At 71.8% G+C, this 13,255-nt stretch carries 10 protein-coding genes; 3 read left to right on the top strand and 7 right to left on the bottom strand.

Features of this window, described 5'->3' with window-relative positions; genetic code table 11:
- The first annotated feature begins 5 nt into the window (after window positions 1-5).
- Entirely contained in the window at window positions 6-956 is a 951-nt protein-coding gene (locus tag ACIOGX_RS20150; protein WP_401768050.1) for a GlxA family transcriptional regulator, read from the top strand.
- On the opposite strand, the gene ACIOGX_RS20145 is transcribed toward ACIOGX_RS20150, so the two are convergent.
- From ACIOGX_RS20145 to ACIOGX_RS20135, 3 genes are all read right to left on the bottom strand, one after another.
- Entirely contained in the window at window positions 873-2,435 is a 1,563-nt protein-coding gene (locus ACIOGX_RS20145; RefSeq protein ID WP_401914858.1) for a PTS transporter subunit EIIC, read from the bottom strand. The two genes, ACIOGX_RS20150 and ACIOGX_RS20145, sit on opposite strands and share 84 nt — an antisense overlap.
- Entirely contained in the window at window positions 2,413-3,381 is a 969-nt protein-coding gene (gene murQ, locus ACIOGX_RS20140) for an N-acetylmuramic acid 6-phosphate etherase (protein WP_356515000.1), read from the bottom strand. The genes ACIOGX_RS20145 and murQ overlap by 23 nt, the downstream gene beginning before the upstream one ends.
- A 109-nt stretch (window positions 3,382-3,490) precedes the next feature.
- Window positions 3,491-4,411: a MurR/RpiR family transcriptional regulator gene (locus ACIOGX_RS20135; RefSeq protein ID WP_356515002.1), complete on the bottom strand. Its 921-nt coding sequence runs from the start codon at window positions 4,409-4,411 to the stop codon at window positions 3,491-3,493.
- A gap of 63 nt (window positions 4,412-4,474) precedes the next feature.
- On the opposite strand from ACIOGX_RS20135, the gene ACIOGX_RS20130 reads away from it, so the two are divergent.
- Both ACIOGX_RS20130 and ACIOGX_RS20125 read left to right on the top strand, forming a co-directional pair.
- Window positions 4,475-4,960 carry a hypothetical protein gene (locus tag ACIOGX_RS20130; protein WP_356515004.1) on the top strand — a complete coding sequence of 162 codons (486 nt, stop codon included), beginning with the start codon at window positions 4,475-4,477 and terminating at the stop codon, window positions 4,958-4,960.
- Complete coding sequence (locus ACIOGX_RS20125; RefSeq protein ID WP_384771133.1) at window positions 4,957-5,226, top strand: DUF4031 domain-containing protein; 270 nt, start codon at window positions 4,957-4,959, stop codon at window positions 5,224-5,226. The genes ACIOGX_RS20130 and ACIOGX_RS20125 overlap by 4 nt, the downstream gene beginning before the upstream one ends.
- A 174-nt stretch (window positions 5,227-5,400) precedes the next feature.
- Here ACIOGX_RS20125 and ACIOGX_RS20120 read toward each other — a convergent pair whose 3' ends face one another.
- The 4 genes from ACIOGX_RS20120 to ACIOGX_RS20105 form a co-directional block, all read right to left on the bottom strand.
- Window positions 5,401-6,366: a trypsin-like serine peptidase gene (locus ACIOGX_RS20120; RefSeq protein ID WP_401914853.1), complete on the bottom strand. Its 966-nt coding sequence runs from the start codon at window positions 6,364-6,366 to the stop codon at window positions 5,401-5,403.
- 143 nt (window positions 6,367-6,509) lie between these two features.
- Entirely contained in the window at window positions 6,510-11,228 is a 4,719-nt protein-coding gene (locus ACIOGX_RS20115) for a caspase family protein (protein WP_401914851.1), read from the bottom strand.
- Between the two features lie 7 nt (window positions 11,229-11,235).
- Window positions 11,236-11,583 (bottom strand): hypothetical protein, encoded by a 348-nt coding sequence (locus tag ACIOGX_RS20110; protein ID WP_165371771.1) that lies wholly within the window; start codon window positions 11,581-11,583, stop codon window positions 11,236-11,238.
- A 176-nt stretch (window positions 11,584-11,759) separates the two neighbouring features.
- On the bottom strand, window positions 11,760-13,037 hold the full coding sequence (locus ACIOGX_RS20105) for a Cmx/CmrA family chloramphenicol efflux MFS transporter (RefSeq protein WP_401768169.1): 1,278 nt from the start codon (window positions 13,035-13,037) through the stop codon (window positions 11,760-11,762).
- Window positions 13,038-13,255 lie beyond the last annotated feature (218 nt).

Raw genomic sequence — 13,255 nt, 5'->3', positions numbered from 1 at the left:
TCGGCATGCACACCGTGGCCGTACTGGCGCTCGACCGGGTCATCCCCTTCGACCTGTCCTCACCGATCGAGGTCTTCTCCCGTACCCGGCTCCCCGACGGCGGCGCCGCCTACCGGGTCGTGGTCTGCGCGGTCTCGGCCGGGGCCGAGATCGACGCCGGGCCGTTCGCGCTGCGGGCGCCGTACGGTCTCGACGTGCTCGCCGAGGCCGACACGATCATCCTGCCCGGTACGGACGACCCGGCCGCCCCGGTGCCCCCGGCCGTACTCGACGCGCTGCGGGCCGCCGCCGCGCGCGGCACCCGTATCGCGTCCGTGTGCAGCGGCGCCTTCATCCTCGCCGCCACCGGGCTGCTCGACGGGCTGCGCGCCACCACCCACTGGGTGGCCGCCCCGCTGCTGGCCGCGAGCCATCCGGCGGTCACCGTCGACCCGGATGTGCTGTACGTCGACAACGGCCAGTTCCTCACCTCGGCCGGGGCCGCCGCCGCGCTCGACCTGTGCCTGCACCTGATCCGCGGGGACTACGGCTCGGCCGTCGCCGCCGACGCGGCCCGGCTGTCGGTCATGCCGCTGGAACGGGAGGGCGGCCAGGCGCAGTTCATCGTCCTTGAACAGCCTCCGGTGCCCGCAGGGGCCACGATGGAACCCCTGCTCCGGTGGATGGAGGAGAACGCGGGGCGCGAGCTGACCCTCAAGGACATCGCCGCGCGGGCGGCGACCAGTACGCGCACCCTCAACCGGCGGTTCCGGGAGCAGACCGGGACGACTCCGTTGCAGTGGCTGCACCGGGCCCGTATCCGGCAGGCCCAGTACCTGCTGGAGGCGACCACGCATCCGGTCGACCGGATCGCGACCCAGGTGGGGTTCGGGTCACCCACGGCCTTCCGCGACCGGTTCAAGCGTGTCGTCGGCACCAGCCCGCACGGGTACCGGGCCGCTTTCCGGCACGGCTGAGGGTACGGCTGAGGGTACGGCTGAGGGGTCTGCCGGTGAAGCGGTCTCCGCCGGTGCGTTGAGGTCCGTCAGCATCGACTTCGTGAAGCCGAAGTAGTACGTGGCGACGAAGCCCACGGCATAGCCGACCAGCAGTCCGCCCCCGTACACCGCGACCATCTCGCCCAGGCCCTCGTTGCCGTCGAGCAGCGGGAACAGCGCCCAGCCGGACGGGCCGATCGCCGTCGAACCGACCGCCGCGCCGAGCTGGTTGAAGAGCCCCACGAAGCCGCCGCCGAAGGCGCCGCCGACACAGGCCGTGACGAAGGGGCGGCCGAGGGGGAGGGAGACGCCGTAGATGAGCGGTTCGCCGACGCCCAGGAAACCGGCCGGGAGGGCGGACCTGATGGTGCGGCGGATCGAGCCGTTGCGGGGGAGCCGGACGTAGACCGCCGCCGCCGCGCCGACCTGGCCCGCGCCCGCCATGGCGAGGATGGGGAGGAGGACGGTGTAGCCCTGCTGCTCGATCAGGGTGGTGTGGATCGGGATCAGGGCCTGGTGCAGCCCCAGCATGACCAGGGGGAGGAAGAGACCGCCGAGGACGAAGCCGGCGCCCGCGCCGCCGTTCGCCAGCAGCCAGTTCGCGACATCGCCGATGGCCGTGGAGACCTCACCGGCGACGTACATCAGGCCGTACAGCGTGACCAGGCCGGAGACGAGGACGGTCAGGGTCGGGGTGACGAGGACGTCGAGCGCCTCCGGGACCACCCGCCTGCACCACTTCTCGACGTACACCGCGAGCACCGCCGCGCCCAGCGCGCCGAGCACGCCGCCCTGGCCGGGGGCGAGCTTCTGGCCGAACGCGTCGACGTTGGCGACGCCGGGGAAGACGATGATCGCGGCGACCGCGCCGCCCAGAATGGGCGTACCGCCGAACTCCTTCGCCGTGTTGTAGCCGACGAAGACCGCGATCAGCGACATGAAGCCCGACGCGAGGGCGGCGAGCGCGGGGACGAGGGCCGGGAGCCAGTGGAGGTTCGTGAGGAGGCCGTTGAGGCCCGCGATGATGCCGCAGCCGATGAGCGCCGGGATGAGCGGGACGAAGATGTTGGCGATGCGGCGGAGGAACAGCTTGAACGGGGTGGCGTTCCTGGCTTTCCGCGCCGCCTTGATGGCCGCTCCGCGTTCGGCCAGTCCGGCCGCGGTGGGGGCCGCCGCCTGAGGCGCGCGTCCCGCTTCCACCAGGCGCTCGAACTCCGGCGTCACCCGCGCCACGGCCCCCGGGCCCAGGACGATCTGGTACGTCTCGTCCTCGACCACGCCCAGGACGGCGGGGAGCGCCTTGAGCGCCTCGTCCTGGACGAGGGAACGGTCGTGCAGGCCGAGGCGGAGCCGGGTCATGCAGTGGGCGACGGACGCGATGTTCGCGGCGCCTCCGACGAGCGGGAGGATCGCCTCGGCCGTGGCGCGGTTTCTGTCAGGTGTGTCTGCTGGTGCCATGGTGCGTGGTCTTTCCGTGGGTACGGGCGGCCTTCAGCGCGGCGCGCAGGTGGCCATCGGAGTCGGTGAGGAGCGCGGCGGCGGTGGGTCCGTCGACGGCGCCGAGGATGGTGAGGATGGCGTTCTTCACTTCGCCGTCGGTGGCGGCGAGCGCGGCCTCGATCTCGTCGTCCGACGCGCCCGTGGCGAGCGAGACGATCCGCCGGGAGCGGGCGCGCAGCTTCTCGTTGGAGGCGCGGACGTCGACCATCAGGTTTCCGTACGTCTTGCCGCGCCGGATCATGGTGATCGTCGAGAGCATGTTGAGGACGAGCTTCTGTGCCGTACCGGCCTTGAGCCGGGTGGAGCCGGTGAGCAGTTCAGGACCGACGACGATCTCGATGCCGTGCTCGGCGGCGGCGGCCAGCGCGCTGTCCGCGTTGCAGGAGAGCCCGATGGTGAGCGCGCCCAGGCTGCGGGCGTGCTCGACGGCGCCGATCGCGTACGGGGTACGGCCGGAGGCGGAGATACCGACGACCGTGTCCTCCGCGCAGAGCTTCATGGCGGTCAGATCGGCGGCTGCCAGCTCCTTGGAGTCCTCGGCCCCTTCGACGGCCGTCACCATCGCGCCGGGACCGCCCGCTATCAGGCCGACGACCTCCTCCGGGTCGGTGTTGAAGGTGGGCGGGCACTCGCTGGCGTCCAGCACGCCGAGCCGGCCCGCCGTCCCGGCGCCCGCGTAGATCAGCCGGCCGCCACGGGCCGCGCGCTCGGCGGTGGCGTCGATGGCGGCGGCGATCCGGGGGAGCTGGGCGGCGACGGCGGTGGGGACGGTGCTGTCCTCGCCGTTCATGATGCGGGCGATTTCGAGGGTCGGCAGCTGGTCGATCTCGGCGAGCTCGGGGCGGAACGCCTCGGTGGTGAGGGTTTCGAGCTGCGCGCGGAGTTCGCCGTACTGAGAGGTCATGAAAGAGCGCTCTTTCTGCTGAGTACGCGGTTATGCGGGTGCGGGTGCGGGTGCGGGTGCGGGTGCGGGTGCGGACGCGGGGTGCGGGTGCCGTCGCGTACGCGAGAGGTCAGCGGGTGCTGCGCGGGCTGTGGCGGTGGGCGAGGGCCTCGTACGAGTCGGAGAGCGCGGGCGCGGCCGTCTCGTACGTACGCTGCGCCACGCCGATGAACAGGCAGTCGACGACGAGCAGCTGGCTCGTACGGCTCGACATGGCGGCGGGGCGCAGCTCGCTCTCGCGGGCGGTGGACGTGGTCAGTACGTGGTCGGCGTACTGCGATACGGGTGCGTCGGGGCGGCCGGTGATCGCTACCGTCGTCGCGCCCCGGTCGAAGGCGACGCGGAGCGGCTCGATGACATCGCCCGTGGAGCCGGAGTGTGTGATGGCGATGGCGACGTCACCGGCGCGGAGCTGTACGGCGTTGGTGACGGCGAGATGCGGGTCGGAGTGGGCGTGCGCGATCAGACCGATGCGCAGCAGCTTCTGGGCGAGGTCCATGCCGACCAGACAGGAGGCGCCGACGCCGTAGATGTCGATACGGCGGGCGGCGGCGGCAGCGGCGACGACCGCGCCGAGCTGGACGGTGTCGAGTCCGGCGGCGGTATCGGCGAGCGTCTGCTGTTCGTCGTAGGCGAGCTTGGCGACGACGTCCGCGATGGGGTCGTCGACGGCTATGTCGGCCGTGACGGAGGGGGCGCGTCCGGACTGCTGCTGGGCGGCGAGACCGGCGAGCGCGAGACGCAGATCGCGGTAGCCGGGGTAGCCGAGGAGGCGGGCGGTACGGACCACGGTGGCCTCGCTCGTGCCGGTCAGCTCGGCGAGTCCGGTGACGGTGAGGGCGGCGCAGCCGGCGGGGTCACCGGCGACGGCCTCGGCGACGAGCTGCATCGAGCGGGTCATGGTCGGCGCGAGGGTCCGTACCTTGGCGGCCAGGGCGGCGGGGGCGGGTGGGGGCTCTCCGCTGAAACTTTCCTTCACGTCTGGGGTCACTTATGAAAGATATTTTCGGAATTCGGCGGTCGTCAACCCCCCACCGTCACCGACAATGGCTGGATGGACGACCCGAGACCTGATTCGAGACCTGATCCGAGCCCTGATGTGGATGCGCTGGAGCAGGCGCTGCACGCCGCTCGCGCCCTGGTGCTGGCCGACCTGGCGGCGGGCGACGTCGCGCGTGCCGAGGTCGTGTCGCTGGTGGAGGACGCGGTGTCGCACCGGCGCTGGTGGGTCGAGCAGTGGCCGGAGGGCGTCGCGTACGTGGCCGGGCTGGTGGCGCAGGACGTACAGGACGCGTTGTTGGAACGGTACGGGCGGTGGCCGCTGTGCCCGGTGTGCGCCGAGGCCGGACCCGGCGGACCGGGCGGACCGCACGACGGACCCCATGACGGACCGCACGCGCTGGAGGTGGAACCGGAGCTGGGGCCCGACCCGCACTGGGTGTGCGCGAAGGCGGGGGTGGTGGTCGCGGCGGTCGGCGCGCTGGGCACGCGGGGCTCGGGGGGCTCGCGGGGGGACCGGGGCGGGCAGGGGGCTTCGTGACGGTCTACATCGATCCGCCGACCTGGCCGGGACACGGGCGGATGTGGTCACACCTGGTCAGCGACGACTCGTTCGGCGAACTGCACGCCTTCGCCGCGTCCATCGGCTGCCCGGCGCGCGCCTTCGAGCGTGATCACTACGACGTACCGGCGGACCGTTACGGGGACGCGGTGCGGGCGGGCGCGGTGGAGATCGGCTCCAAGGAGCTGGTACGCAGGATTACGGCGGCGGGGCTGCGGCGGCCGAAGGGGCGGCCGGCGGCGTAGCGGGTGTTCTCGCGGAATCGCGGAATCGCGGGGTCGTGGGGTCGTGGGTTCGCGGAGTCGGGGGGCGGGGGGTCGGGCGTTCGGGGGTTCGTGGGTTCGCGGGTTCGCGGGTTCGCGGTCGCAGGCGTCACCGGATGCCGAGGATGGTGACGCCTGCCCGCCCGTGCTCCCGCGTCAGCTCTTCTGGGCCTTGTCGTAGACCTTCTTGGCCGTGGACCTCAGCACCTCTCCGTACATCTTGGTCGGCTCCAGGCTGTCCAGCGAGGCGTTGACCGAGACCAGGACGCCCTTGCCCTTGCCGGTGGTGGCGTCGAAGTCGGCGAGCCACGGGCCGCCGCTGGCCCCGCCGGTCAGGTCGCAGGGGATCATCTGCGTGCCGTGCTCCCGCTTCGTCGTGCCGACGCAGCGGAGGAGTTCCTCGCCGAGCTGCGGGCGGGTGGCGGAGTAGCCGAGGGCGGTGACCGTGCCGCCGACGGCGCGGTCGAAGGAGATGGGCTGGCCGCCCACCACGTCGGTGAGTTCGCGGCCCTTCTTGTCGGCGTCGACGACCAGCGCGGACATGTCGTTGAGGGAGTCGTTCTCCCAGGTGCGCGGGGTCGCGGCGGAGCGGACCGCGAACGCGCCGTACGGCTGCTTGCCCTTGTAGTAGGCGGGGACGAACACCATCGAGGTGTTGGTGTTGCCGGGGGAGGAGCCCATGCGCACGCAGTGGGCGGCGGTCATCACGGCGGAGCGGTTGGTGCTCTTGACGGCGGTGGCCGTGCACCAGGTGTCGGCGCCCCGCGCGTTGACGAAGAAGAGCCGGCCCACGGTCTTCAGCGTGGCGCCCTTGTACGGCTTGGCCTTCGGCCCGGTCGGACCGAGGTCCACGGACTTCCCGACGGCCTTGATGCGGGCGGTCGTCCAGTAGGCGAGAGCCTCGCGCCGTTCCTTGGTCGTGTACGTCAGGACGGAGACCGGGTCGGCGGTGGCGGTGGCGGTGGCGGCGGCGGCGGCGGTGGCGGCGGCGGTGGCACCGGCCTGGGCGCTCGCGGCCATCGCAGGGACCGGGGCGAGGAGCGCGAGGGCCGTACCGGCGACGGCGAGTCCCGTGACCCGGCCACGAAGGCTCCGGAACAGGGAAGGTGAGGTCTCGGGCATGGCGGGCGTCTCCTCGGGTGGCGCGCTGGCGCGGGCGGCGGACGGTGTGTCCCCGTCCGTCCCACAAGAGAGGACAACCGGTGTGATCGGTTCGCGCTGTCGATGATCTGTGACACACGGGATCAGCGGTCTGTGACACGGGATCAGAGGGCGGGGAACCAGGTCTCGGCCTCGTGGCGCATGCCGAGGGCGGTGGCTTGGAGGGCGACGGTGCGGAAGGGCAATCCCAGCCGCATGGCCACGGTGGCGAGGGTGGGCAGCGAGAGCTCGACCGCGTACTCGATGGCGACGATCGGCTCTTCTCCGCGCGAGAGGACATCGGTCAGGTCGGCTTCCGCTTTCCGTTCCTGGAGCCAGGTGTCGGGGATCTCGGCGACGTCGTAGCCGAAGTCCGTGAGCGACCGGGCGACATCTTCCGCGGGGCGCCCCAGGTGTTCGGCCACCGCGTACAACTGCGGGGGAGAGATCACGGTCTGATCGTCATCGTCGGGCAGGGTCCACCGGAGCGCTTCGACGTCGTGTTCCTGGAACTGGTCGAGCAGCCATTGAGCCGGAGCGCAGCGGTACCCCATGCCGTTCAGTCTGGCGGCCGTTTCCGTCATGGAGAGGGTGGAACGGCCTGCCCGCTCCGCGATCGCGCCGAGTCCCATCGGGCGATCCGGCCGGGGCCATGCCTTGCTGGACGACGATTCGTAGCGCGCGTAGAGGAAGTTGATGTCCTGTTTACTCGGCAGCGGCCTGTCGGCGGGGAGTTCGGGGACCTCGAAGCCCAGCGCGCGCAAGCGTACGGCGACCGCCTCCGGTGTCTGCCCGGTGCGGTGCGCCACCCCCACCACATGGGGCAGCGGGACCGGGCGGTCCACATTGAGGGAGATGCCGTTGTAGACGAGCAGCGCCCATTCCTCGTCCCGGAACATCAGGCCGGGCGTGCCGGGGGAGGGCACGGAGAAGCCGGTGTCCCTCAGCAGACCGACGACCGCCTGTGTGGTCGCACCGGAGGCGCGTGCCACGCTGATCAGCTGGGCGTAGCTGATCTCCCGCGCCCGGTCCAGTGGCACCGGATCCGCGTGCAGGCTCCACAGCCGCCGCAGCACCTCGCGGTCTTCCGCGGTCCAGGCGTCGGAGTTCGGATATTCGGCGGGGACGGCGAATCCCAGGTCCCGGAGCCGGTCGGCGGCCTTACGCGTGGACCACTCGGCCATCGCCGCGCTGAGGCAGAGCTGAGCCACTGACAGCTCGCTGCCGGGCTCCAGCCAGCTGTCCGTCACCGAGCCCAGCGGGCGGAGCAGAGGGAGATCCTCCCGCCGGACTTTCTCGCAGCCCGTCGGAGGAACGACCGAGTACCCCAGAGCCGTCAGGCGCTCGGCGACGGCCTCGGCGGTGAGTTCGGTCAGGTCCACCAGGCCGAAGATCTCGTCGAGGGTGACCGCCTGCTCGGGATCGCGCCACACCTCGACGCTGTGGGCGCTCAGGATCCCGGAGTCCACCAGGGTGCGGGACGGACTCTTGAGCAAATAGAAGGTGCTGTTCTCCGGTCCGGTGAGCCAGTCCTTGTATCTCTGGGTCCAGTTGAGCGTGGTGTACGCGCTACGGGCACTGAGCAGCTGATGGTCCGAGGGGCGTGCGCAGGGCAGCGGAGGAGATGCCTGCGCGGCCTCGGTCAGGGGATCCCCCAGGCCGGCCCGGTAGAGCGTGAGCAGTCGCCACCGGAGTACGGGCGTGGGTACCAGCCGGAGATAGGACGGTCCGTGTTCTTCGCGTACCGCCGGGTAGTGGCCGGTCACGAGCGGCAGAAGCGTCTGGTCGGGGCGGAAGAACCCCAGGGCCTCGAAGGGGCGTTCGGTGTCCCCCGCGGGCCAGGGCACCCCGCTGGTACGCGCGCGTTCGGCGACCTCGTCCCCGAAACCCACGGAGGACCGGCTGGCTTCGACCAGCCAGTCGGGCACCAGAAGCGGTCGCGCGGTCGAGAACAGGCTCGGCAGCGCTTCGCTCAGCACCGCGTTGACATGGTCCTCGTCGTTCGAACGGATCGTCTTGCGGTCGACGCTCAGCTCCGGCTGGTGCTGTTCGCGGAGATTGACCACGGCGCCGTAGCGCTCCCGGGCGCTGCCGCCGATGGTCGCCGAGTTGGTACTCGCGAGCAGGCCGTCCGAGAGGAAGCGGCCCGTGCCGTCCACCCACCACACGTCCGGGTTCCCCGACGGGTAACAGGCGCCGGTGCGCCGGAACATCTCCGAGTCATCAGCCCAGACCAGCTCGGGACCGCTGAGCGAGAGCTGACCCGGCTCCCACTCGTGCCGCCGCGAGCCGTGCTCGGCGCTCGTACGGTACGGAGCCAGCCACAGCACGTGCTGCAAGGTGTCCACGCAGGACACGCGCTCCTTGTGGTCGGTCAGCAGCAGCCGCACCGTCGTGCCGGAGTCCGTGCCCGGCCCCAGGTCGTCGACGCGGAACAGGTTCCCGGGGCCCGCGATCTTCACCTGGTACTTGTTGCCGGGGCGGCCGTCGCGGCCCATGCGGCACGTCGTCACCTCGATCTCGTCCGCGAGCATGAAGTAGCTCAGCACGCCGATGCCGAAACGGCTGTTGGGGTGCAGCTCGATGCGGGGTTCGCCCAGCTCGGCCCAGGCCGTCTGCTCCTCGATGTACTCCGGGAGGTCGACGAAGCGGGCGCCGCCCTGGGAGAAGACATCGCGCAGCTCGTCGAGGCCCATGCCGACGCCGTTGTCCCGGCACTCCAGGTACGGGCGGCCCAAGGCGTCGGCCTTCTGGACGAACTCGATGAGGCCGTCCCACCGCGCGGGTGTTTCGCCGGTCCTGCGCAGGTATTCCGTACGGCGGTCCCGGTAGCGGACGGCGTCCAGCGCGTTCTGGTACAACTCCCGGATCGCCAGCTCGCGTTCGCCGTACAGCTCCTCGCCCATCAGCAGCTCCTGCACCCGGTCCTCGGCGAGCTGGAAGCGGATGCCGTCGGCCAGATGCGTGGGGGTGTTGCCGCCGAGCCTGACGCGGTCGGCGTCGGCGTACGGGGGCAGGGAGCGGAGCGGGGCGAGCGCCGAGGTCCGGTTGATGTCGCGCAGCAGTCCGTCCACCCGGCGGGCGTGCTCGCGCAGGGCGATCTGGACGGCCGGATGCCCGCAGACCGCGTTCAGGGAGCGGCCGAGGCCCGACGTGCGCCAGTCGGAGCCGCGGATCGTCGTCAGCAGAGCGGCGAGGTCCACGCTGTCGGAGATCCCGATGTGCTCGACGAGGATCTCCGGCAGGTCCACCGGGTCCACGGCGAACGCCTGGGCGGCCTTGGCGAGGGACGCGACGAGGGATTCGCGTACCTCGTGCTCGTCCCTCGTACTGGCGGCGATGACGTCGCAGTCGCCGTCGCGCTGGTCGCCCGGCCGGCCGGGGGTGTCGCGGGGTACGGCGAACGGGGCCGCCCGCAGTTCCTGGAGGAAGCGCATGAACCGCTCGCCGGACAGGGCTTCCGTCACCCACTCCGGGCACTCCGTGCCGCCGGGCGGCGGGCCGAGCAGCGTCTTCAGGGTCTGGGACGCGTACAGCTCGGGCTGCCGGATGAGCCAGCGGTGGAACAGCCACCAGCGGATGCGTTCGGCCGATCCGTCCGAGACGCCGCGCTGCTCCAGGGTGCGCAGCCGGCGCTGGAGGCGGGGGAACCCCTGGGCGAACTTGCCGAAGCGGTCGCGCTCGGGGGTGGGCTGGTCGGCCGGTCCCGCGGTGACGACCGGCGCCCGCTGGGCCGCTTCGTGCGTCCAGAACGCCTGGCCGAGCAGGGGCAGCAGGACGGTCAACGCGCCTTCGGTCGGGGAGAGTTCCGCACCGGCCGCCAGGCGGCCGGTGAGGAAGCCCAGCCGGTCCTGGGCGCGCTTGGCCAGCTCGGCGTCGTGCCACGGATCGTCCCGCAGTGTGGCCGCCGCCGTCTCGTACCCCTCGGCGAGCCGGGCGGCGAGCGTGGCGCAGACGTCCTTGAGCGCCTCGCGGGCGGCGCCGGGGGTGGTCCGTTCCCATGCGGGGTGGGTGGCGGTGCTGCGTACCCAGGGATGTTCGGCGGCGTCCCGGGCGGGGCCGGGCAGGACCGTGAACTCCTGCCAGGGGATGTCGGTCTCGGCCCTGACCCGCTGGACCGGCTGCGTCTTGCCGTACGCGGTGTGCAGCGCGGTCACCCGGCGCTGCACCTCGTCCAGGAACTCGCCCATGTGCAGGGTGTGCGGCACGGCCGACACGACGTCCGAGACGGCGCGGGAGAAGAGACTGAACGAGTCCTTCGGCTGGGTGCCGGCGGCGTCGGCGTGCTGGGGGAGTACGGCCTCGGACTCGTCCACGTACAGCGCGTACTGGGCCTTGGAGCACGCGTACACGTACGCGACCTTGCGGCGCAGCGTCGCGGCGATCTTGGGGCGTTCCCAGCCGGGCATCCTGGTGGGGGCCTTGGTCCGGCGGGCCGACCCTTCGCGGCAGGCGTCGATGAGGAAGACCACCTGGCCTGCGGGGGAATCCTCCAGCTCCTTCTGCCAGCCGATCTCGACGCAGCTCTCGGCGAACGGCTCGCTCTCGTAGTAGGCGTCCTCCGGGACGAGATAGTCCCGGCCGTCGAAGTGCACCCCGTGGCCGCTGAGCATGATGAACAGGGTGTCGCCGCGGCCGGCGTCGCGCAGGAAGCGCAGGACGTGGCGGTTGACGGCGTTCGGGGTGATGCCGCGCTGGGACTCGGCGATCTCCACCGGGCGGAACCCCCGGTCGGAGAGCGCGCCTTCCAGCCGCTGGAGGTCGTCGCGGACGAAGGGCAGCGAGCGGATCGTCTCGTCGTCGTACTCGCTGGCTCCGATGAGGAGAGCCTTGTGGCGTGGCATGGAGCCGCTACGACGGGCGCTTGAACGTCAGAGTCAGACCGCGGGTCCCCTGCACCTGGCCACTGCCGATGAGCTGGATGCCGCCGGTGGCGGTGACCTGGAAGGAGAGCTGGGCCTCGGCGAGCGGGAGCGCGCCGCCACGGTCGGCGACCTCCTCGAAGACCTTCTGGAGGGCGTCGACCGTATCGGCGAGATTCTTGCGGAGGGGGCCGAGGGGGACCGAGCGCAGGACGGCCTCGCCGTCGTGCCGGAAGAGGCCGCCCATGGCGTTGCCCTCGTCGCCCTCTTCCTCGACGACGTCGACCCAGAACGGCAGCGTCTGTCCCTCGGTCCCGTCCGGCGCGTGCTGCGACATCCCGGTTTCTCCGCCCCCTCGAAGCTGATGGTGCCTCAACTCTAGATTGCCGAGGGGGGCGTGGGGAGTGTTACGTAACAGACGGCAGCGGTGTGATCGTCGTCCGTCAGCGGTCGTCCGTCAGCGGTCGTCCGTCGGCGGTCGTTCGTCAGCGGTCGTCTGTCGGCGGTCGTCCGTCAGCGGTCGGCGGGGGCGGCAGCGGTGTCCGGCTTGCGGGGGACGGTCGCATGGCCATCAGCCGACCCGGCGGACCCGGCCGACTCGGCGGACGAGGCCACGAGCGATCCCGCGACCACCCGGCTGCCCGCCGTCGCGCGGTGGTAGCGCAGCGACAGCGCCGCCAGGCCGATCGCGACGACCGTCATCGCCGCGCCCGCCCAGGCCGTCGAGGCGAAGCCGAAGTCCGCGTCGATGACCGTGCCGCCGAGCCAGGGACCGCCGGTGTTGCCGAGGTTGAAGGCGGCGGTGGTGGTGGCGCCCGCGAGGGTGGGGGCTGCGGCGGCGATGTTGAACATACGGGCGTTGAGGGCCGGGGCCGTGAAGAACGCCGAGACGCCCAGCAGGAAGGCCAGCGTGATGACGGCGACCGGGTGCGAGGCGGTGAGCGCCAGCAGGGCGAGCAGGACCGTCGACGCGATGACGCCGCTGATCATGACGCCGAAGAGATGCGCGTCCGCGAACCGGCCGCCGAGCGCCGTACCGACCAGCGCGCCGACACCGAACAGCGCCAGCACGGTCGGCACCCAGCCGCTGTCCAGCCCGGCCACGTCCGTGAGCAGCGGGGCGAGATAGGAGAACGCGCAGAAGACACCGCCCGCGGCGAGCGCGGTCACGGCGATCGAGAGCCAGACCTGACGGTCGCGGTAGATGGTCAGCTCCCGCTTGAGCTGCGGCTTCTCGGCGGGGAGCGGGATGCGCGGGATGAGTGTGACGACACCGACGAGCGCGACCGCGGAGGCCGCGCCGACCGCCCAGAACGCCGAGCGCCAGCCGAGGTGTTCGCCGAGGAACGCGCCGACCGGGACGCCGAGGACGTTCGCGATGGAGAGCCCGCCGATCATGACGGCCATCGCGCGGGCGCGCGCGGTGTGCGGGACCATCGCGATGGCGACGGCCGCGCCGACCGCCCAGAACCCGGCGCAGGCGAACGCGCTGATGACGCGGGACGCGAAGAGGATCTCGTACGTCGGGGCGAGGGCGCCCGCGACCTGGCCGAGGCCGAAGACCGAGATCAGGGCGATGAGTGTGGTGCGGCGGGGGAGGCGCAGGGTGGCGACGGCGAGCAGGGGCGCGCCCACGACCATGCCGATCGCGAAGGCGGATATCAGGAGCCCGGCCGTGGGGATGGAGACGTTCATGTCGTCGGCGAGGGGCGGCAGCAGGCCGGAGAGCATGAATTCGCTCGTGCCGAGAGCGAAGACGGAGAGGCCGAGGATGTAGACGGCGAGCGGCATACGGGCGGGGGCAGCGGCGGGCGTGGGCGCGGGGGCGGGTGCGGAAGTCCGGGCCGGGGACGAGAGCGGCGTCGGCGCCGGTGTCGATGTCGGCTTCGGTATCGACTTCGACATCGGCTCGGGTATCGGCGTCGGCTTCGGCGGCGGGGAATCGGCGGAGTCGGGCATGACAGGTGCCAACGGTCGTATCGGCCGTTACATTCCGGCGGACCGTCGGC

Origin of the sequence: Streptomyces sp. NPDC088147 (genome assembly GCF_044741565.1) — a bacterium.
Lineage (GTDB): Bacteria > Actinomycetota > Actinomycetes > Streptomycetales > Streptomycetaceae > Streptomyces.
The sequence above is the reverse complement of the archived record's forward strand: the minus strand, read 5'-3'. Positions and strand labels throughout refer to the sequence as shown.

Excerpts from the sequence above, each read along its gene's own strand:
- ACIOGX_RS20120 (WP_401914853.1), bottom strand. The coding sequence starts at position 6,366 with ATGCCCGAGACCTCACCTTCCCTGTTCCGGAGCCTTCGTGGCCGGGTC.
- ACIOGX_RS20105 (WP_401768169.1), bottom strand. The coding sequence starts at position 13,037 with ATGCCGCTCGCCGTCTACATCCTCGGCCTCTCCGTCTTCGCTCTCGGC.
- ACIOGX_RS20110 (WP_165371771.1), bottom strand. The coding sequence starts at position 11,583 with ATGTCGCAGCACGCGCCGGACGGGACCGAGGGACAGACGCTGCCGTTC.
- ACIOGX_RS20115 (WP_401914851.1), bottom strand. The coding sequence starts at position 11,228 with ATGCCACGCCACAAGGCTCTCCTCATCGGAGCCAGCGAGTACGACGAC.
- ACIOGX_RS20145 (WP_401914858.1), bottom strand. The coding sequence starts at position 2,435 with ATGGCACCAGCAGACACACCTGACAGAAACCGCGCCACGGCCGAGGCG.
- ACIOGX_RS20130 (WP_356515004.1), top strand. The coding sequence starts at position 4,475 with ATGGACGACCCGAGACCTGATTCGAGACCTGATCCGAGCCCTGATGTG.
- ACIOGX_RS20150 (WP_401768050.1), top strand. The coding sequence starts at position 6 with ATGCACACCGTGGCCGTACTGGCGCTCGACCGGGTCATCCCCTTCGAC.
- murQ (WP_356515000.1), bottom strand. The coding sequence starts at position 3,381 with ATGACCTCTCAGTACGGCGAACTCCGCGCGCAGCTCGAAACCCTCACC.